The organism is Paracoccus sp. SCSIO 75233 (assembly GCF_027912675.1).
Classification (GTDB): Bacteria; Pseudomonadota; Alphaproteobacteria; order Rhodobacterales; family Rhodobacteraceae; genus Paracoccus.
The window spans coordinates 1,089,789-1,109,499 of sequence record NZ_CP115757.1 but is presented as its reverse complement, the minus strand read 5'-3'; the positions used below and the strand labels follow the sequence as shown (position 1 = coordinate 1,109,499).

Genomic DNA, 19,711 nt, shown 5'->3' with positions numbered 1-19,711 from the left:
TTGATTTTTGGTTAATAGATTGAGCAGAAGAACCCCCGCGATGCAGATAAACCCCGAAAACACCAATGTCTGACCCCGGAAGGGTCATCTTCGACGGCCAGCATGTCCGTGCGGTCCATTTCGGAGAGACGGCGCGGATATGCGTCCAGTTGGATCACGGCCGCAAGGATCGCGACGGCTTCCCGGCACAGAAACCGTCCCGCTGGCTGGAACGCAAGGGGATCGGGACGCTTTCCATCGTTCTATCAGACAATAGCTGGTTCCTGACGCCCGAGAATAACGCCCTTCGAGATGCGCTCGATGCCCATTGCGGGCAGGCGCAGGATGTGCGCGCGATTGGCTTCTCGATGGGCGGATATGGCGCGGTTCTGCTGTCGCAGGCGCTGCATCTCGACCACGCGCTGCTGTTTTCGCCGCAATACTCGATCTTTCCGTCCCGCGCGCCGTGGGACAAGCGGCGCAACCGGATTTCGGCCGCGTTTTGCGAGGAGTGGGACGATCTGGAGGCGCGGATAAAGCCCGACCTGAAAGGTGCGATCCTGTTCGATCCGCGCATCAAATGGGACGTGCTCCACGCCCGTGCCCTGCATGCCGCCCTGCCCGGTATGGGAATGGTGGCGGTGCCGTTCGGCGGCCATCCGTCGCACAAACATCTGATCGGCAAGAAAGACTTCTGGCGGATCACGAAAGAACTGTTCGACCAAAGCGACCTGCCCGCATGGGCGCATCGCTACCGGCGGGTGCAGCGTGAGACGACGGAGGTCTATCTCAGCGGCATGACGCGCTATATCGACATGCGCGACAGCCGTATCCCGCAGGAGGAAAACGCCTGAGCGCCCCCCTGCAGGCTGTTTTACGCAACCAGGGCGATCAGAGCAGTTTCAGATCCGACGCAGATTCGCGGCCGTCACGGCCCGACTGCAATTCGTAGCTGATTTTCTGATTGTCCTGCAGGCCGGTCAGACCGGCGCGCTCGACAGCAGAGATATGGACGAAAACGTCCTTTCCGCCGGTGTCGGGTGCAATAAACCCGTAACCTTTGGTGGTGTTGAACCATTTCACGGTGCCAGTGGCCATTCCGCTTCTCCTTCAAGTTTCCCGATCCGCGGGTTTGCGACCGGGCCGTGCAGCCCTTTCGATATTCCGGCTGCCCCGTGAAGGGAGCGGTAGAAAGTCATGCTCACGCGCCATAAGCATGTCGTTTGGGACAGGAAACGCAAGCAAGAAACGCGGTTGACTGTATCAACCACGTTAATATTTGATGACTTAGGCGTAAATCAGCCCAAATCCGGCGGAGTTGCCTCATTTTCAAGCTGCGTCACCACCTCCGAGAGGCTCAGGGTCCTGCTGCCCTGCTGATCCAGACGACGCATCGAGACGGATCTGTTTTCGACTTCCTTCATACCAATCGCAAGTATAGCGGGAACTTTCGCAACAGAATGCTCGCGTACCTTGTAATTGATCTTCTCGTTTCTCGTATCGGCCTCGGCCCGGACACCAACGGCGCGCAGCGCGTCCACGACCTCGTTCACATAATCATCTGCGTCCGAAACGATGGATGCAACAACTACTTGCCGGGGAGCTAACCAGAAAGGCAGCTTTCCTGCGAAGTTTTCGATCACAATTCCGATAAAACGCTCAAAACTACCCAAAACGGCGCGGTGCAGCATAACCGGACGCTGTTTGGAGCCATCCGCCGCGACATATTCCGCATCCAGCCGCTCGGGCAGATTCGGGTCCACCTGCAAGGTGCCGCATTGCCAGTCGCGCCCGATGGCGTCGGTCAGCACGAATTCCAGCTTCGGCCCGTAAAACGCGCCCTCGCCCGGAAACAGCTCATAATCATAACCTGCCGCCTGACAGGCATTGCCAAGCGCGGCCTCGACCCGGTCCCAGCTTTCATCGCTGCCGATTCGTTTTTCCGGCCGCGTCGACAGCTTGATCTTCCAGTCCTCGAAGCCGAGATCGGCGTAGATGCCGGCCAGAAACTCGATGAAAGTCTTGGTCTCGGCCTCGATCTGATCCTCGGTGCAGAAAATATGCGCGTCGTCCTGCGTGAAACCGCGCACCCGCATGATCCCGTGCAGCGCGCCCGAAGGCTCATAGCGCGCGCAAGAGCCGAACTCCGCCATGCGCAGCGGCAGATCGCGATAGGATTTCAGCCCGGTGTTGAAAATCTGCACATGGCAGGGGCAGTTCATCGGCTTCAGCGCGTTGATGGTCTTGGTCCGTGCATGTTCCTCGTCCACTTCGACGATGAACATATTCTCCTGATAATTGTCCCAATGCCCGGATTCTTCCCACAGCTTGCGGCTGACCACCTGCGGCGTGTTCACCTCGACATAGCCGCCCGCCCGCTGCTTGCGGCGCATGTAATCCTGCAAGGTGGTGTAGATATTCCAGCCATTCGGATGCCAGAAGATCTGGCCCGGCGCCTCCTCCTGCATATGGAACAGGTCCATCTCGCGGCCCAGCTTGCGGTGATCGCGCTTCGCCGCCTCCTCCAGCATGTGCAGATGCGCCTTCAGCTCATCCTTGTTGCGGAAGGCCACGCCATAGATGCGCTGCAACATCGGACGGCTGCTGTCGCCCAGCCAATAGGCCCCGGCGACATGGGTCAGCTTGAACGCATCCGCCGGGATTTGCCCGGTATTCTGCAAATGCGGACCCCGGCACAGATCCTGCCAGTCGCCATGCCAATACATGCGCAGATCCTCGCCCTCGGGGATGCGGTCGATCAGCTCGATCTTGAACGGCTCGTTCTGGTCCTTGTAATAGGCGACGGCCCGGTCACGGTCCCAAACCTCGGTGCGCACCGGATCGCGGGCGGCGATGATCTGCTTCATCTTCGCCTCGATCTGGCCGAGATCCTCCGGCGTGAACGGCTCTTCCCGGTCGAAATCGTAGAACCACCCGTAATCGCGCACCGGGCCGATGGTGACCTTCACATCCGGCCAGATCTCCTGCACGGCCCGCGCCATCACATGCGCTAGATCGTGCCGGATCAACTCCAGCGCCGGGGCCGCGTCCTTCATCGTGTTGATCGCTATCGCGCCAGAGGCGGTGATCGGCCAGGCCAGATCGATATGCTGCCCGTCGAGGCTGGCGGAAATCGCCTTCTTCGCAAGGCTCGGCGCAATCGACTGCGCCACCTCGGCAGCGGTCACGCCTGCGGGATAATCACGGCTCGCGCCATCGGGGAATGTCAGGGAAATCTGGCTCATGGCCTTCTCCTCGTCGGTTTGGCGCCCACGGAACGCCCGGTTGCGGGTTATATATCGGCCTTGGAAATGCGCCGATTCAGCCGGGGTGTCAACCGCTTGGCGGGGCCAGCGCATGGGGGTTTTGTAACAACCCTGCGAAACTTGCCGTCCGGACAATACGGGTATATGGGCGGGCCATCCACATATGGTGACAAAGATGCAAACGCCCGAGCAGACAGCCCCTGCCGCCCCCGCCGCACGCACTCTCGCGATGCCGGAATTCGTCGCCATGCTGGCTGTCCTGTTCGCGACCGTCGCCTTCTCCATCGACGCCATGCTGCCGGCTCTTTCGGAAATCGCCGATGAGCTGTCGCCGCAGGACCCGAACCGCGCCCAGCTTGTGCTGATGACCTTCGTCGCCGGGATGGGCATCGGCACTGCACTTGCCGGGCCGATATCGGACGCCATCGGGCGCAGGCGCGGCATTCTGCTTGGCTCGACCATCTACATCATCGCCTCCGCCGCCGCGATCTTTGCCGATAACATGACCCTGCTTCTGGTGCTGCGCTTCGTTCAGGGCATGGGCGCGGCTGGCCCCCGTATCGCCGGGACCGCGCTGATCCGCGACCTGTATTCGGGCCGGGAAATGGCCAAGATCACCAGCTTCGTCATGATGATCTTCATCCTCATTCCCGCCCTCGCCCCGGCTTTGGGCGAGCTGGTGATGGAGACCGCCGGAAGCTGGCGCGGCGTGTTCCTCTCCTTCATCGCCTTCGGTCTGATCGGGGCCTGCTGGGTCGGGTTCCGCCAGCCCGAAACCCTGCCGCCGGAACGCCGTGTCCCGCTCAGCATCCGCAGGCTTTACCTGTCCACGAAAGAGATCCTGAACAACCGCCAGATCATGCTTTGCACATTGGTGCTGACGCTGGGCTTCGGCCAGATGTTCTCGCTGCTGTCCAGTTCCGAGCAGCTTTTCGGCGAGACCTATGGCCGCCATGAAAGCTTCACCCGCTGGTTTGCCTTCATGGCGCTTCTGTCGGGCATCGGCACGGTTGCCAATGCCCGTTTCGTGATGCGCTACGGCATGCGCCGCATCGCCCGTTCGGCCTACGGGATGCAGATCGTCTCCGCCTCGCTGGGCCTGCTGCTGGTCGCCAGCGGTGCGTTACACGGCGATGCCGCCTTCTACGGGTTCTTCATCTGGGCCGTGTCGGTGTTCTTCATGGCCGGGGTGACCTTCGGCAATCTGAACGCGCTGGCCTTGCAGAGCGTCCCGCATCTTGCCGGAATCGCCGCCAGCATCGTCGCCGCGCTCTCCTCCCTCGGGGCCGTGCTGATCGCGATCCCCGTAGGGCTTGCTTATAATGGCACGCCGACGCCGGTGATGTTCGCGGCCCTGATCTGCTCCGGTGCCGCCTTCACCCTGATGCGCTGGCTGCGCGACTAAGGCGCTATAGCGTCACACTATGAAACCTGTGTACAGGCTGTGAACGCGTGGTGTACGGGCAGTGTACGCGCTGTGCAGCCCGGTCAAAGCGCCGCCAAAGATGCCGTCAGCGCATGGTAGATATCCGGTTTCCCCGGAAAAAGCGTCTCCACCGGCTCCCCGTCCGGGCTGATTTCCGCATACCAGCCGCCATGTTCGTGGTCGATGTGATGCCGGTCCAGATGTGACCAAAATTTGCCGACCGGCTCAAGCCATGTCTTATCGCCAGTCGCCCGGTGCAGCGCATGCGCCGTCGCAACCGCCTCCGCCACCGGCCACCACAGGCGGCGGCGCTGATCTATCTTGCCGTCCCAGCCCATCGTATAGGCGAAACCGCCCTCCGGCAGCCACGCCTCCTCCAGGGCGCGGGCATATAAGCGCGGTGCCGCCTCCAACATCCACGCATCCTGCGGATCACTGCCGCCCGCTGCCCGCAACTCAAGGATCAGCCGCGCCCATTCGATGGCGTGACCCGGCGTCGTTCCCGGCGGGCGGAACATCGGATCGCCCTCGAAATCCCGGTCGAGTTGCCAGTCCGACGTGAAATGCTCCGGCACCACCCAGCCCTCTGCACGGGCATGCCGGTTGATCATGAACCCGGCGATCGAGCGTGCCATATCCAGATAGGCAGGGTCTTTCCACGCTTCATAGGCTGCAATCAGCGCCTCTGTCAGATGCATATTCGCATTGCCGCCGCGATAGGCGGGCGGGTTGGTCCAGTCGGCGTCGAACGTGTCGGAGACCGCGCCGGGATCATTCTCCCAGAAGCGCGAGCGGATCACCCCCATCACCATCTCGCGCAGCCGCGCCGCGTCGGGATGGTCCAGCTTCGCCGCCCAGGCGGAGGCCAGCAGCACGAAGGCATGCCCATAAGCTTGCTTGAGCGGGTCGAGCGGCCCGGCCTCGTCCACGGCCCACCAGAACCCGCCATGTTCGGGGTCCAGATGCCCATGCAGCAGGAAGGCGACACCATGATCGACCACCTCTCTCGCGCGCGGATGGTTCAGCGCCGCGCCGCGCGCATAGGCATGGATCATCCGGGTGGTTTCATGCAACTCGCGGGTATTCCCCTGCCCGCGCGGACTGTCCGGCAGCGGCGTGCCATCTGCCGCCAGCTTATGAAACCCGCCCTCCGGGTTCACCGCCGCCGCATGAAAATCCAGCAGCCGCAACGCCTCCGCCCGGCACCAATCCGCATCATATTCCGCCATGATCTCACCCCCCGAAGCTGCGGCGCTTTGCCCCTATGGCTTGCCCGCCGCGCCAGAAAGGTCAATATGCAGCGGATAAATACCGCAGAAAGCCGCCCATGTCATCCGCCGCCAAACTCGCCATAGCCCTTGTTTTGCTGCCCGGAATCGCGTTTTCGGAGACGGTGACGGTGTTTGCGGCAGCATCGCTGAAAGACGCGCTCGACGAGGTCGCCGCCGGTTTCGAGGCCGCCACCGATCACGACATCGCCATCAGCTACGCCGGCTCCGGCCTGCTCGCCCGCCAGATCATCGCCGGCGCGCCCGCGGACATCTATATCTCGGCCAATCAGGACTGGATGGACGAGGTCGAAGCGGCCGGGCTGATCGCTGACGGCACGCGCCGCGATTTGTTGGGTAATGAGCTTGTCCTTATTGCGCATGAACCGCCCCCCGAACCGTTGGAGATCACCGCCGATCTCGACCTGCCCGCGCTGATCGGGGATAGCAAGCTGGCAATGGCGCTGACCGAGGCAGTGCCTGCGGGCCAGTATGGCAAGGCTGCGCTCGACCATTTCGGGCTTTGGGATGGCGTCGCGCCGCTGGTGGCAGAGGGCGACAATGTCCGCGCAGCACTCGCCTTTGTGGCGACGGGTGAGGCAGCTTTCGGCATCGTCTACGCCACCGACGCCAAGGCGGAACCGCGCGTCAGCATAGCCGCAACTTTCCCGGCGGAGAGCCACGATCCGATCACCTATCCCGCCGCCCTGCTAAGCGGTGCCGCCGACGATGCCGACCGGGCATTCTTCGAGGCGCTGAACGGGGCCGAGGCACGGGCGATCTTCGCGGTTCACGGGTTCCGCCCCCTTGATTAGGCGGTTCGGATAGGCGTGGATTATCTCACCCCAGAGCAATGGCAGGCGGTTTTCCTGTCGCTTCGCGTCTCTCTCTGGGCGGTCGCCGTCAGCCTGCCATTGGGGATCTTATGCGCCTATGCGCTGGCCCGCTGGCGGTTTCCGGGGCGGCAATTGCTCAACGGGCTGGTCCATCTGCCGCTGATCCTGCCGCCGGTCGTGACCGGCTATCTGCTGCTTATTGGCTTTGGACGGCAGGGACTGTTCGGCGCGCCGCTGGCCGAATGGTTCGGCATCAGCTTTGCCTTTCGCTGGACCGGGGCCGCGCTTGCCGCCGGGATCATGGCGTTTCCGCTGATGGTCCGCACGATCCGGCTGGCCATCGAGGCGGTCGATCCGAAGCTGGAACAAGCCGCCGCCACGCTCGGCGCGCGCGGCATCCCGGTCTTTGCGACCATCACCCTGCCGCTGATCCTGCCCGGTATTCTTGCTGGCAGCATTATAGCTTTTGCGAAAGCCATGGGAGAGTTCGGGGCGACGATCACCTTCGTCTCCAACATCCCCGGCCAGACCCAGACCCTGCCAACCGCGATCTATTCCGAATTGCAGATTCCGGGCGGCGAGGCGCAGGCTGCAAGGTTGGTCGCGGTCTCGCTGGTCATCGCGCTCGGCGCGCTTCTGGCCTCCGAATGGGCAGGGCGCGCGGTCGCCAGACGGATTTCCGGCGCATGAAACTGACCGCGCATATAGATCATGGTTTTGCCGGTTTCACGCTGAATGCCGGGTTCGAGGCGCCGCGCGGCGTCACGGCGCTGTTCGGGCGTTCCGGCGCGGGCAAGACAACGCTGGCCAACGCCGTCGCCGGATTGCTGCGCCCGGACAAGGCGGAGATTATGCTGGGCGACACGGTTTTGACCGACACATCGCGGCGGATTTTCCTGCCACCTGCTGCCCGTCGCATCGGCTATGTGTTTCAGGATGCGCGGCTGTTTCCGCATATGACCGTGCGCCGCAATCTCGATTACGGCCGCCGCTTCGCCCCCCGCCCCGAACGCCCGGATGCGCAGCGCGTCGCGGAAATCGTGGAATTGCTGGGCATCGGGCCGCTTCTGGACCGCCGCCCCGGCGCGCTTTCAGGGGGCGAGCGGCAGCGGGTGGCGCTTGGCCGAGCCATTCTGTCGGGGCCGCGCATGTTGCTGATGGACGAGCCGCTGGCTGCGCTTGATGAGGCGCGCAAGGGCGAGATCCTGCCCTATCTCGAAAAGCTGCGCGATCTTGGTATGCCGATCCTTTATGTCAGCCACAATCTGGCGGAGATCGTCCGCCTCGCCGATCAGGTGGTGATGCTGGAGGCCGGACGCGTCGTCGCATCCGGCCCGGTTCAGGACGTGCTGTCGGACCCGGCCAGCGACATCGCCCTTGGGCGGGAAACCGGCGCGCTGATCCCGGCAACCGTGGCGGCGCAGGATACGGACGGCCTCGCCCGGCTCGATTGCGCGGCGGGTCCGGTCTGGGTCGCGCGCCCGGATCTTTCCGTCGGCGCGCATGTCCGCGTGCGGGTGCTGGCGCAGGAGGTGATGCTGGCCACGGAAAAACCGCAGCAAATCTCGGCGCTGAACGTCCTGCCGGGTGTCGTGGAAACGCTGGAGCAGGACGTCACGGGCAGCGTTCTGGTCCGCCTGAGACTGGGCGAGGACGCGGCCATCCTGTCACGGATCACGCAGCGGTCGCTGCGCGCGCTCGACCTGTCGCCGGGCAAGCGGGTCTATGCGATCCTCAAGACGGTTTCGATTGCCGAAGTGGCCCGGGGCTGAACGCCCCGGCACTCAGGCATTGAACAGGAAATGCAGGACGTCGCCGTCCTTGACCTCATAGGTCTTGCCCTCGACCCGCAGCTTTCCGGCCTCGCGCGCCCCGGCCTCGCCATTGCCGCTGACATAATCGTCATAAGCAATGGTTTCAGCACGGATAAAGCCGCGCTCGAAATCGCCGTGGATCACACCTGCCGCCGCCGGGGCGAGCGTGCCTTTGCGGATGGTCCAGGCCCGCGCCTCTTTCGGGCCGACGGTGAAATAGGTTTGCAGGCCGAGCAATTCGTAGCCCGCCCGGATCAGACGGTCGAGACCGGCCTCTTCCAGCCCCATCTCGCCCAGGAACATCTCGGCCTCCTCGGCGTCGAGCTGGCTGATCTCCTCCTCGATCTTGGCGGAGATCACCACATGCCCAGCCCCCTGCTCCGCCGCCATTTTCGCGACCTGCGCGGAATAGGCATTGCCTTCCGCCGCCTCGTCCTCGGCCACGTTGCAGACATAGAGCACCGGCTTCGCGGTCAGGAGTTGCAGCATGTTCCACGCCTTGCGGTCATCTTCTGCTACCTCGACGCTGCGGGCGGGACGGCCTGCCTCCAGCGCCTCTTTCGCGGCGTTCATCAGGCGCGCATCTTCCTTGGCCTGCTTGTCGCCCGCGTTGATCTTGCGGCTGAGATTGGCGATGCGTTTCTCAAGGCTTTCGAGATCGGCAATCATAAGCTCCGTCTCGATGGTCTCGGCATCCGCCAGCGGATCGACACGCCCCTCGACATGGGTGACATCGCCATCTTCAAAGCAGCGCAGCACATGGGCAATCGCGTCCACCTCGCGGATATTGGCGAGGAACTGGTTGCCGAGCCCCTCGCCCTTGCTGGCCCCTTTCACGAGACCGGCGATATCGACAAAGGTGATGCGCGTCGGGATGATCTGCTTGGACCCCGCGATCCCCGCCAGCCGGTCCAGACGCGGGTCAGGCACGCCCACCTCACCCACATTCGGCTCAATCGTGCAGAACGGAAAATTCGCCGCCTGCGCGGCGGCGGTGCGGGTGAGTGCGTTGAACAGAGTGGACTTGCCGACATTCGGCAGCCCGACGATCCCCATGCGAAAGCCCATGTCGTAATCCCGTGCGGTAAAACTTGTTGCGGGGGTCTTTACGCGTCACGGCGACCAAGGTCCAGCGGCAGCGGGCGAGAACGACGCGTCGGGCAGATTTATGGACATGGTCGGGGCGAGAGGATTCGAACCTCCGACCTACGGTACCCAAAACCGTCGCGCTACCAGGCTGCGCTACGCCCCGACAGCCTGCCTTCTAGCGAGTGTTGCGCCGGGGGGGAAGCCCCGATTGCAAACTAGTTGCAGGGCAAGGCGGCGCGGTCGGTTGCAAAGCCGGGATGGGCCACGGTCATCCCCTCCTCAATCCCCAGCCGTTCGGCTTCGCCGCCGCCAATCTCCAGCACCATCAGCCGTTCGGGTGCGGGATCGTTTGGGGCAGCGCCGGGAATGGGGGTTTCGTCATGCGGGATCGCATTGGGATGGATCCGGCGGATTTCGCCGGTATCGTCGATGAACAGCAGATCCAGCGGGATCAGCGTGTTCTTCATCCAGAACGACGCGGGACGGGGCTGTTCGAAAATGAACAGCATGCCGGTCTCTGGCGCGAGGGTTTCGCGGAACATCAGGCCAAGCGCGCGTTCGGCATTGTCATCGGCAATCTCGACCGTGATCGAGACATCCGCATCGGGGATAATCGCCTGATCCAACGCGCATGTCACATTCTGCGCGCCGGTCTGGTCACTGGTCTGTGCAATCGCGGCCGAAACGGGCAGCAACACGGCCATCAGCAGGCCGAAGCCGGTTTTGATTAACAACTCACCTTTTCCCACGGCGCAATCTGGGCCGCCATCAGCCCGCGCCTGCCTTCCACAACCCGCAATGCAACGGCTTCGCCGACGGCCAGATCCGACAATCCGCAATGGCGCAGCACCTCGCAATGAAGGAATACGTCACCCGGCTTGCCGAAAAGATTTGCGAAGCCAAACCCCTTCGACTTGTCGAACCACTTTACGCGCGCCGGAAGGAAAGGCAACGCCGCAAGCATGGCGGGCGGCGTGTCGGCAAGGTCGCTGATCGGCGGTGCGCCTTCGTTTTCGACCGGCTCGATCTCAAGCACCTTGACTGCCTGATAACCGCGCGCGGTCGGCTGAACCAGAACCCTGATCCGCGCCCTGTCAGACACCGATCCCTGACCGAAATTTCGCAAAACATTCGCGTGCAGCAAAATATCCGGGCCGCCTTCGTCGCTGAGAATGAAACCGAAGCCACGAGTCGGGTCGAACCACTTGATCGAACCACTCACCTCGGCAGCTGTGCTGTCGTCAAAAATCGTCATGTTACCATTTTGTCTGGACTGACTTACTATAGGTCAATCTTGTTTCTGATGCGGCAAGGAGAATGCCATATTGCTTGAATAGCGTCCCGTAGGAAAATGGATGCTGACGCTACGTTAGTACCTCACATTTGTATACATTTCAAGCAAATAGACAGCAACATGACTATGGGGACAGGCGTGTGACGCGCCACGGGCCTCGAATCTCGCCTTCGGCAACCGCTCTAGCTTCAGCTTTTGTCCACAAAAACCTATTATGCAGCCGGAAAGCGCCGTCTGCCCAAAATTCCATCTGTACCGGAGCGATACGGTAGCCGCCCCAGAAGGACGGGCGCGCCGGGTTGGTGCCATGTTTTGCACCCTGCCGCGCCACCTCGGCCATCAGCGCCGCGCGTGATGACAGCGGACGGCTCTGGGCAGAGGCCCAGGCCCCGATCCGGCTTTGCAGCGCCCGGCTGGCGTAATAGTCATCTGCCTGCGGCCCCTCCTCGCGGGTGACGGTTCCGCGCACGCGGATTTGCCGGCGCAGCGACTTCCAGTGCATGACGAAAGCGGCCTTGCCGGTCGCCTCGATCTGCGTACCCTTGGCGCTTTCGTAGTTGGTGTAGAAGACGAACGCCCCGCCACCATCGTCATGCGCCTCGATCTCTTTCAGAAGCACCATACGCGCATCCGGCAGGCCCGACGCATCCACGGTGGCCAGCGCAATCGCATTGGGATCGTTCGGCTCCGTCGCCTCTGCCTCGGCCAGCCAGGACCTTGCAATTATGAACGGATTATCGCCGGTGAAAATATCGTCAGATGCGCTCATGCTTGATGACTCCGGGGGTTTGGCCTAATCCTGCCCAAAAGGTAAGACGGAGACTGGCATGTCAAGCAGCGAACGGGGCGGGCTGATGAAAGGTCGTCGGGGCCTCATCATGGGGTTGGCCAACGACAAATCCATCGCCTGGGGGATCGCCAAGGCGCTCGCGGATGAGGGGGCGGAACTAGCGCTTTCTTATCAAGGCGATACGATGAAGAAACGGGCAGAGCCGCTCGCGAAAGAGCTGGGCAGCGATTTGTTGTTCGACTGCGATGTTACAGACGAAACAACCGTGGAACAGATGTTCGCGGATATTGCGGAAAAATGGGGAAAGCTGGACTTTCTTGTCCACGCCATCGGCTATTCGGACAAATCCCAGCTTCGCGGGCGCTATGTCGACACCACCCGTGACAACTTCCTGACGACGATGGATGTCTCGGTCTACTCCTTCACGCTGGTGGCGCGCCACGCAGCGGCGCTGATGGAGGCGGGCGGCAGCATGGTGACGCTGACCTATTATGGTGCCGAGCGGGTCATGCCGCATTACAACGTCATGGGCGTCGCGAAATCGGCGCTGGAAGCTTCGGTGCGCTACATGGCCGAGGATCTGGGCAAGGATGGGATTCGCGTCAACGCGATCAGCGCCGGTCCGATCAAGACGCTGGCCGCATCCGGCATCGGCGATTTCCGCTATATCCTGAAATGGAATGAATTAAATTCGCCGCTGCGCCGCAATGTCACCCAGGATGAGGTCGGCAAATCCGCGCTTTATCTGCTGTCCGATCTGGGCAGCGGTGTCACCGGAGAGACCCATCACGTCGATGCGGGCTATCACCTCGTCGGGATGAAGGCGGTCGATGCGCCTGATATCGACGCGGTTTCAGGACGCAAGGACGGCTGATCTGTCTGGTATCGAGCCTTATCTGACGCTGGTCGGGCTGATCTCGGTCGCGCTGTTGTCGCCGGGGCCGGCCATCGTGGCAGCCATTCAGACCTCCTTCTCGCGCGGGCGGGAGGAGGCGCTGCCTTTCGGGCTGGGCCTTGCCATCGGTGCATCGCTGTGGTGCCTGTTCGCGCTTGCCGGGCTGGCGCTGATCTTCCGGTCCCATCCACAGGCCTATATGGCCGTGAAGATCATCGGCGGGGTCTATATCATCTGGGTTGCGTGGCAGTTGTGGAAGAACGCGCGCGGTCCGCTGCCGGAAGCGGCGGAAAAGAAATTCGGGCGGGGCTTTTTTGGCGGCGTGCTTCTGAACCTGTCCAACCCCAAACCGGCCCTGTTCTACGCCGCACTGATCCTGCGCCTGTTTCCGGGCGAGCTTTCGCTGGGCAAACAGATATCGATCTACCTGACCGGGGTCTCGACCGAGTTGTTCTGGTACACAGTCGTTACGCTTGCCATGTCGACAGCCACCATGCGGCGGCGTTACTTTGGCGCAAAATTCTGGATCGACCGGCTGGCCTCGGTGGTGCTTTTCGCGCTCGGGCTGATGCTGATCTTCAAAAGCTGAGAGGGAACTATGTCCGACGCCACCCGCCTGCCCCATGAAAAAGGCTTTCACGTTAGCTGGGATCAACTGCATCGCGATGCCCGGGCCCTTGCGTGGCGGCTCGACGGGACCGATTGGCGGGCCGTGGTTGCCATCACGCGTGGCGGCATGGTGCCCGCGATGATCGTCGCGCGGGAGCTGGATATCCGCACCATCGACACGATCTCCGTCCGATCCTATCGCGGCACCGGCCCGGTCGATCAGGGCGATCTGGAGGTGCTGAAACGGCCCGACGACACGCTGATGGGCGAAGGTGAGGATATTCTGATCGTCGACGATCTGGTCGATTCCGGGCGCACGCTGGAGTTGGTCCGGCAGATGTATCCGAAGGCGCATTTCGCCACGGTCTACGCCAAACCGAAGGGGAAACCCATCGTTCAATCCTATGTGACCGAGGTCAGTCAGGACACCTGGATCTTCTTTCCGTGGGACATGGCGCTGCAATATGTCCGCCCCTATCGCGGAGAAGATTGATTATATATCAAATATTTACATCTTATATCTGATGTTGGCGGCAGAATTCTGCCGGCTAGCATTTGTTACAGGAACTTAATCTGTATCTTTCGTATTGGTTTTCCGATGCGGCTGCCGGTCCGGTGGCTGCGCAACTCTGAAGGAGGAACCCATGCGTAAGATTCTTCTGACGACCGCCCTTGTGCTGCCCTTGTCAGGCTTTGTTTATGCGCAGGAAACTGAAAACGCTGCCGAAGACGCCGCTGAGGCGACGGAAAACGCGGCGCAGGATGCCGGTGAAGCGGCCAGCGATGCCGCGGATGCGACCGCTGAGGCCGCAGGCGACGCGGCGGATGCCGCTGGCGATGCCGCAAACGAAGCGATGGATGCGGCAGGTGACGCCGCCGATGCCGCGACCGACGCTGCTGGCGATGCGGCAGAGGCAACCTCGGACGCAGCGAATGAGGCCGCTGACGCGGCTGGCGACGCTGCCAACGAGGCCGCGGATATGGGCGATGCAGCCGGTGACACTGGTGAGTCGACCGAAGGTGCCGAAATGGCGGATGACGCTGCCATGAGCGAAGGCACTGACGGCGACATGGCGGCCGAAGAAGCGCCTGCCGAAGGTGCTGACACCATGCCGGACGCCGCAGCAGATGCGGAGGAGACGGACGCCGCAGCCCTCGAAGCGGAAATGGCCAGCAGCGACAAGGTCGAGCGGGAGCAGGCCGCGAATGAGCTTCGCACCGACTGGATCGTCGGCGCCAATGTGACCTCGCCCAGCGGCGACAATATCGGTCGCATCAACGATCTGATCGTCGATACCGAAAACGGCGCGATGATCGCGGCGATTGTCGGCGTCGGCGGTTTCCTCGGCATCGGTGAAAAGCAGATCGCCCTGCCCTGGGATCAGCTTACGGTGAACTATGACGCCGAAGAAATCACGGCTGAGCTGACGGCAGAAGAAGCCGAAGCCGCGCCGGATTATGTCTTCCGCGAGCGCGCGCAGGCCCCGGCCCCCGCAGCAGCGACGGGCGACACGATGGCCCCCGCCCCGGCGGAAGGTGAAGTGGCCCCGGCCAACTGATCCTTGTTCATGTAATCGGAAAGGGCGGCCTGCGGGCCGCCCTTTCTCCGTTTGCCGATACAGCCGACGCGGGGTTTACCCGTTTCCGCGCACGAACCGCGCCGCATCCTCTGCCGCGCGGCGCAGCGCCCGCGACTTGTTGACGGTTTCCTGAAACTCCGCCTCCGGATCGCTGTCATAGACGACGCCGCCACCTGCCTGGATGTAAAGCTGGCGGTCCTTGATGACCCCGGTGCGCAGCGCGATACACATATCCATCTCGCCATTCGCGGCGAAATAGCCGACCGCGCCCGCATAAACGCCACGCTTCTCCGGCTCCAGCTCGTCGATGATCTCCATCGCACGGACCTTGGGCGCGCCAGACACCGTGCCAGCGGGCAGACCTGCCAGCAGCGCGGAGAGCGCATCCTCCCCCTCACGCAGCTCGCCCACCACGTTGGAGACGATATGCATGACGTGGCTATACCGCTCGACGATGAACTGCTCCGTCGGGCGCACCGTGCCGATCTTCGCCACGCGGCCAACATCGTTGCGGCCCAGATCGAGCAGCATCAGATGTTCCGCCAGCTCCTTCTGATCGGCCAGCAGATCGGCCTCAAGCGCACGATCCTCGGCCTCATTCGCGCCGCGCGGGCGGGTGCCGGCGATCGGGCGGATGGTGACCTCGCCATCGCGCAGCCTGACGAGGATCTCCGGGCTTGCACCGACGATCTGAAAGCCGCCCTCCTCCGGTTCGAGGTTCAGGAAGAACATGAACGGTGACGGATTGGTGCGGCGCAGGCTGCGATAGAGCGCAAAGGGCGGCAGCGGGAAATCCATCGCCCAGCGTTGTGCGGGAACGACCTGAAAAATATCGCCCGCCCGGATATATTCCTTGGCCTTCGCGACCGCCTCCAGATAGCCCTGATGGGTGAAGTTGGAACGCGGCGCGCCGACCTCATGCGCGGTGCCGATCTCGCGCGGCTCATGCGGCATCCGGTCAAGGCTGCGCAGCGCCTCCGTCAGCCGCTCGGCGGCCTGGGCGTAGGCGGCACGGGCCGGCATCTCAGCATCGTGCCAGACCGGCGCGCAGAGCGTAACCTCGCCCTTCACCCCATCCAGCACGGCCACAACCGACGGCCGGGTCAGCATCGCGTCGGGGACGTTCAGCGGGTCGGGGTTCACATTCGGCAGATGCTCGACCAGCCGGATCATGTCATAGCCGAGATAACCGAACAGCCCGGCTGCGGCAGGTGGCACATCCTCCGGCATCTCGATCCGGCTTTCCGCGATCAAGGCGCGCAGGCTGTCGAGGGCCGGGCGGTCATCCTCGGCAAAACTGTCGGAGTATCGCGCCTCGCGGTTGATCCGCGCCTTGCCCGAACGGCATTCCCAGATCAGATCGGGCTTCATGCCGATGATCGAATAACGCCCCCGCACCTCGCCGCCGGTAACGCTTTCCAGAACGAAACTGTTCGGCGCGGCCTCGGCCAGTTTCAGCATCAGACTGACCGGCGTGTCGAGATCGGCGGCGAGCCGCATGGTCAGAAGCTGGTTCTGCCCGGCCTTCCAGCCGGGCTCGAAAGCCGCGAAATCAGGGGCGATCTGCATGCTCACAGCTGCGATTCGACCGAGGCAATGGCCGCCTGATTAAGCGTGATGCCGTTCTGGGCCTGAATGGCGCGTGCGTAGTAGTCGAACAGATCGGCCTGCAACGATGCATCCAGCCGCTGCGCCGCAGTCGCCGCGACATCCTTGGCGAGATCGCTTTCCAGATCGGCGGGGATGATCCGCTCCACCCGGATCAGGGCGACACGGTTATCCTCGGCCAGCAGTTCGGTTTCGCCCTCCTCCAGCGCGAATGCCTTTTCAACCAGGCTCGGCGGGGCGGTTTCCAGATAGCCGTCACGGAAAATCCCGGTCTCGCTGGTCCAGTTGCCGGTCGAGGGCGTTGCGGCATTCGCATCGGCCTGATCCTGCCCGTCTTCCGCCTGCGCATCATCGCTTTCGGAGGCAACCGGGGGAATCGTCTCCGCTACGGTTTGCAGCTTCAGTTCCTCGCCAAGCGCCACAAGCTGACGATGGGCTTCCGCCTGTGCCCAGTCGGCGGCGACCTGTTCACGAACATCTTCGAACGGGATCAAAGCAGGGGCGACAACCTCGTCCAGACGCAGCGCAAACACCCCGCCATCGTCGAGTTCGAACAGTTCCGGGAAATCGCTTTCCGAGACCACGGCGGCCTGCTGACGGAAGGCGGTATATCCACCGATCTCGCCCGGTACAGCCTCGGCATTCGCGGTCCAGTCAATCTGGCCGAATTCCATGCCGGTTTCCCCGGCCACCTGCTCAAGCGTCGAACCGCCTGCCAGCAGATCCTCGATCCCGGAGGCCTGATCGTCGATCAGACGGCGCGCGCGCGCCGTCGCAGCCTCGGCCCGCAGATCCGGCAGTGCGTCCTCAAAGCTGATGCTGACCGGGTCGAGGATCGCGTTCACCGAAAACAACGCCGGTCCCAGATCCGTCTCGACCGGGCCGACTACACCGTTATCCTGCGCCGCGAATACGGTTGCCCCGGCAGCGCCCAGCTCCGCCTCGCTCATCTCACCCAGATCGGCATCGGCCAGCGTCAGGCCGCGCTCGGCGGCGATGACCTCAAAATCCGCCTCACCCGCATCGATCCGCGCCTTTGCCGCCTCGGCGGCCTCCGGGCTTTCGAACACCAGCCGCCCGACCATGCGGCGCGAGGGCTGGTTGAACTCCGCCGAACGGGAATCGTACAGCTCACGCAGCGCGGCATCGTCCAGTTCCACCGTCTCCGCCAGCATTTCCGGGGTCATCCAGACATAGGAAATCTTGCGCACCTCCGGCGAGGTGAAGCGGTCTGCATTGGCCTGATGCCACGCCTGAAGCGTTTCTTCATCCGCCGGATTGACCGGGCCGGGCAGATCGGCGGCGGTCAGTTCCAGCCATGAGAAATCCCGCTGCTCCAGCCGCCATGCGGTTGTCTGATCCACCTGCGCCTGCGGGGCAACCGCGCCGGACACGACAGCCGTTTGCAGGATCGTGCGGGCCATATCCTCGCGCACATCCTGTTCGAATTCTTCCTCGTTCAGCCCCTGACGACGCAGGGTCTCGCTGTAGGCGGCACGGTCGAAGCCGGACGGACCCTGAAACGCCGGGGCGGTCACAATCGCCTCCGCGACATTCTGGTCCCCGACCGAGACACCGGCCTTGCGGGCTTCCTCCGCCAGCGCCGCTGCGGTGAAAAGCTGCGCCTGAACCGATTGCGGCAGGCCGAAGGCCCGCGCCTCCTCGATGCTCATCCGCTGTCCGGTCTGGCGGGCGATATTCTGCAACTCGCCATCCAGCACCCGCATATAGGTCTGCGCATCGACCTCGGTCTCGCCAACCGCGCCGATTTCGGTCGAGCCGCCGGAGAAGCTGGTCACGCCGAACCCGCCCAAGCCCAGCAACAGAAGGCCCATGAGGATCCAGACAATCGTGGATTTGCCCTTGGTGCGCAGGTTCGTCATTAAGTATATCCTTACTTATCCTGTCAGCGGTTTTAGGGCGGCTATCGGCCCGCATCAAGGGCGGCCGCGCCGCGCCGTTCAACTATCGGAAAATCAAGGATCAGAGATCGCCCAGCGAGGGCAGCGCCGGGACCGAAAGATCGGGACCGGATTGCAGGGGCGACACAGCCTCGCTGGCAGGTCCCGCGGCCCCGGCGGACGGCGTCTCGGCGGGCATGTCCGCATCCTCTGACGCGCCCGGCGGTTCCGGCACCTCCTCACGCTGGTTGTCCGGCGTGCTGAGGGCCGGGGGCGCGTCGCGCGAAGGCTGCGCGGCTTCCTGCGGCAATGGCACCTGCGCTGTCTCCGGCACGGGCGCGGCAGCGGTTTCCGCCGTGCCGGTCTGCGACACCGGCGCGGAAGGGTCATCCTGCATTGCCGGAGGGGTCGCACCCGGTGCATCCGGGGCTGCGGGACGGGTCGGGGTTGCCGTCTCCGGGCCACGGTCGGTTTCGGGAACGGTGACGCCCGGCTCGGCCTGCGCTGGCGGGACGGGGGCGGCACGGGATTCGGGCATCGGGCCGGTATCCTGCCGGGGCGTGCCAATCCGTTCCGGCGCTGCGACCCCGGCCGGCGCATCTGCATCGGCGGAAGGCGTGACCGGCACCGTGACTTCCGCGTCTGCCGGTTGGGGTGGTTCCGCGCCGGTCAGCGGATCGGGTTGCAAAGCCGTCTCCGTCGAAGGATCAGGCGGCGGCTCGACCGCCGGGGCATCGAATGGCAGCGCCACGGCGTCGCTGCCGGAAAGCGGGGCCTCACTCTGGCCCGGTATGGTCGGAGGAACATCCTCGGCGCGCGCGAACTCGGAACCGGGCGGGGGGCGCAAGCTCGTGGTGGCCTCATCCGGTCCGGTCGGCTGCGGTTCGCTCGGCTGCGGTTCGGCAGCGTCGGGTTCGGGCGTCTCCGCGATCTCCGGCACTGACGCGGCATCCGTGTCTTGCGGTTCGGGTCCGGGGCTGACCGGCGCGGTCGGGCTGCTGTCCGGCATGGACGTATTACCGACCGAGATGTCATCCGTGACCCTTGCCGCATCGGGCGAAACCGCAGGCGCCTCCGGCATCCGAACCGAGGGCGCTTCACCCGGCGTCGACGGAACGGCAGCACCCGGATCGGTCTGCGTCGCGGCAACAGCCGCCGGATCGCCCCCCCGTTCCGGCTGCGGCAGGACCAGCGAAAGCGCCGCAATGGTGGCCGCGCCGAGCAACCCGCCATGCAGCACGCCGCGTCCGAATCCTGTGCCTTTCGCCATTCCTGCCCCATTTCTACCGTCAGGCGGCTTGCCCCGCCCGACCATTTCGCACACATATAAGGCCAGTTCTCACCGGGTTCACCCCA

General features: G+C 63.5%; 19 protein-coding genes and 1 tRNA gene. 9 read left to right on the top strand and 11 right to left on the bottom strand.

From position 1 onward, the window contains the following. The first annotated feature begins 65 nt into the window (after window positions 1-65). Window positions 66-833 carry a hypothetical protein gene (locus PAF12_RS05400; RefSeq protein WP_271108991.1) on the top strand — a complete coding sequence of 256 codons (768 nt, stop codon included), beginning with the start codon at window positions 66-68 and terminating at the stop codon, window positions 831-833. Between the two features lie 37 nt (window positions 834-870). Here PAF12_RS05400 and PAF12_RS05395 read toward each other — a convergent pair whose 3' ends face one another. Next, entirely contained in the window at window positions 871-1,077 is a 207-nt protein-coding gene (locus tag PAF12_RS05395) for a cold-shock protein (RefSeq protein ID WP_271108989.1), read from the bottom strand. 200 nt (window positions 1,078-1,277) lie between these two features. Continuing rightward, a complete protein-coding gene (gene thrS, locus PAF12_RS05390) occupies window positions 1,278-3,224 on the bottom strand; it encodes a threonine--tRNA ligase (protein WP_271108988.1) in 1,947 nt (648 codons plus the stop codon). A gap of 196 nt (window positions 3,225-3,420) precedes the next feature. Between thrS and PAF12_RS05385 the strand changes: the two genes are divergently transcribed. After that, a complete protein-coding gene (locus tag PAF12_RS05385) occupies window positions 3,421-4,650 on the top strand; it encodes a multidrug effflux MFS transporter (RefSeq protein WP_271108986.1) in 1,230 nt (409 codons plus the stop codon). Between the two features lie 83 nt (window positions 4,651-4,733). Here PAF12_RS05385 and PAF12_RS05380 read toward each other — a convergent pair whose 3' ends face one another. Continuing rightward, window positions 4,734-5,900 carry an AGE family epimerase/isomerase gene (locus tag PAF12_RS05380; RefSeq protein WP_271108984.1) on the bottom strand — a complete coding sequence of 389 codons (1,167 nt, stop codon included), beginning with the start codon at window positions 5,898-5,900 and terminating at the stop codon, window positions 4,734-4,736. Window positions 5,901-5,998: 98 nt separating this feature from the next. Here PAF12_RS05380 and modA point away from each other — a divergent pair, with 98 nt between their 5' ends. Genes modA through modC form a run of 3 tightly spaced genes read left to right on the top strand, consistent with a single transcriptional unit; the run spans window position 5,999 to window position 8,547 of the window. Then, entirely contained in the window at window positions 5,999-6,754 is a 756-nt protein-coding gene (gene modA / locus PAF12_RS05375; protein WP_271108983.1) for a molybdate ABC transporter substrate-binding protein, read from the top strand. A gap of 15 nt (window positions 6,755-6,769) precedes the next feature. Then, entirely contained in the window at window positions 6,770-7,465 is a 696-nt protein-coding gene (gene modB, locus PAF12_RS05370; RefSeq protein ID WP_271108982.1) for a molybdate ABC transporter permease subunit, read from the top strand. After that, window positions 7,462-8,547 carry a molybdenum ABC transporter ATP-binding protein gene (modC, locus tag PAF12_RS05365; RefSeq protein ID WP_271108980.1) on the top strand — a complete coding sequence of 362 codons (1,086 nt, stop codon included), beginning with the start codon at window positions 7,462-7,464 and terminating at the stop codon, window positions 8,545-8,547. Before modB ends, modC begins: the two co-directional genes overlap by 4 nt. Window positions 8,548-8,559: 12 nt before the next feature. Here the strand turns inward: modC and ychF are convergent, their stop codons facing one another. The 5 genes from ychF to pdxH form a co-directional block, all read right to left on the bottom strand. Beyond that, window positions 8,560-9,657 (bottom strand): redox-regulated ATPase YchF, encoded by a 1,098-nt coding sequence (ychF, locus tag PAF12_RS05360; RefSeq protein WP_271108978.1) that lies wholly within the window; start codon window positions 9,655-9,657, stop codon window positions 8,560-8,562. A gap of 107 nt (window positions 9,658-9,764) precedes the next feature. Then, window positions 9,765-9,841, bottom strand: a tRNA-Pro gene (locus PAF12_RS05355). A 52-nt stretch (window positions 9,842-9,893) separates the two neighbouring features. After that, complete coding sequence (locus PAF12_RS05350) at window positions 9,894-10,412, bottom strand: DUF192 domain-containing protein (RefSeq protein WP_271108976.1); 519 nt, start codon at window positions 10,410-10,412, stop codon at window positions 9,894-9,896. After that, window positions 10,406-10,933 carry a cold-shock protein gene (locus tag PAF12_RS05345; RefSeq protein WP_271108974.1) on the bottom strand — a complete coding sequence of 176 codons (528 nt, stop codon included), beginning with the start codon at window positions 10,931-10,933 and terminating at the stop codon, window positions 10,406-10,408. Before PAF12_RS05345 ends, PAF12_RS05350 begins: the two co-directional genes overlap by 7 nt. Window positions 10,934-11,096: 163 nt before the next feature. After that, entirely contained in the window at window positions 11,097-11,741 is a 645-nt protein-coding gene (pdxH, locus tag PAF12_RS05340) for a pyridoxamine 5'-phosphate oxidase (protein WP_271108972.1), read from the bottom strand. Window positions 11,742-11,799: 58 nt separating this feature from the next. Between pdxH and fabI the strand changes: the two genes are divergently transcribed. From fabI to PAF12_RS05320, 4 genes are all read left to right on the top strand, one after another. Then, complete coding sequence (gene fabI / locus PAF12_RS05335; protein ID WP_271108971.1) at window positions 11,800-12,636, top strand: enoyl-ACP reductase FabI; 837 nt, start codon at window positions 11,800-11,802, stop codon at window positions 12,634-12,636. After that, the gene (locus PAF12_RS05330) at window positions 12,593-13,246 is read left to right on the top strand and encodes a LysE family translocator (RefSeq protein ID WP_271108968.1); all 654 of its coding nucleotides are present in this window, start codon (window positions 12,593-12,595) and stop codon (window positions 13,244-13,246) included. Before fabI ends, PAF12_RS05330 begins: the two co-directional genes overlap by 44 nt. 9 nt (window positions 13,247-13,255) lie before the next feature. Further along, window positions 13,256-13,759, top strand: coding sequence for a xanthine phosphoribosyltransferase (gene gpt, locus PAF12_RS05325; protein WP_271108966.1), 504 nt, complete (start codon window positions 13,256-13,258; stop codon window positions 13,757-13,759). A gap of 151 nt (window positions 13,760-13,910) precedes the next feature. After that, window positions 13,911-14,825 carry a PRC-barrel domain-containing protein gene (locus tag PAF12_RS05320; RefSeq protein WP_271108964.1) on the top strand — a complete coding sequence of 305 codons (915 nt, stop codon included), beginning with the start codon at window positions 13,911-13,913 and terminating at the stop codon, window positions 14,823-14,825. Between the two features lie 75 nt (window positions 14,826-14,900). Here PAF12_RS05320 and trpE read toward each other — a convergent pair whose 3' ends face one another. From trpE to PAF12_RS05305, 3 genes are all read right to left on the bottom strand, one after another. Next, entirely contained in the window at window positions 14,901-16,415 is a 1,515-nt protein-coding gene (trpE, locus tag PAF12_RS05315; protein WP_271108962.1) for an anthranilate synthase component I, read from the bottom strand. A gap of 2 nt (window positions 16,416-16,417) precedes the next feature. Beyond that, entirely contained in the window at window positions 16,418-18,337 is a 1,920-nt protein-coding gene (locus PAF12_RS05310) for a SurA N-terminal domain-containing protein (RefSeq protein ID WP_271108960.1), read from the bottom strand. A 100-nt stretch (window positions 18,338-18,437) separates the two neighbouring features. After that, window positions 18,438-19,625 carry a hypothetical protein gene (locus PAF12_RS05305; RefSeq protein WP_271108958.1) on the bottom strand — a complete coding sequence of 396 codons (1,188 nt, stop codon included), beginning with the start codon at window positions 19,623-19,625 and terminating at the stop codon, window positions 18,438-18,440. Window positions 19,626-19,711 lie beyond the last annotated feature (86 nt).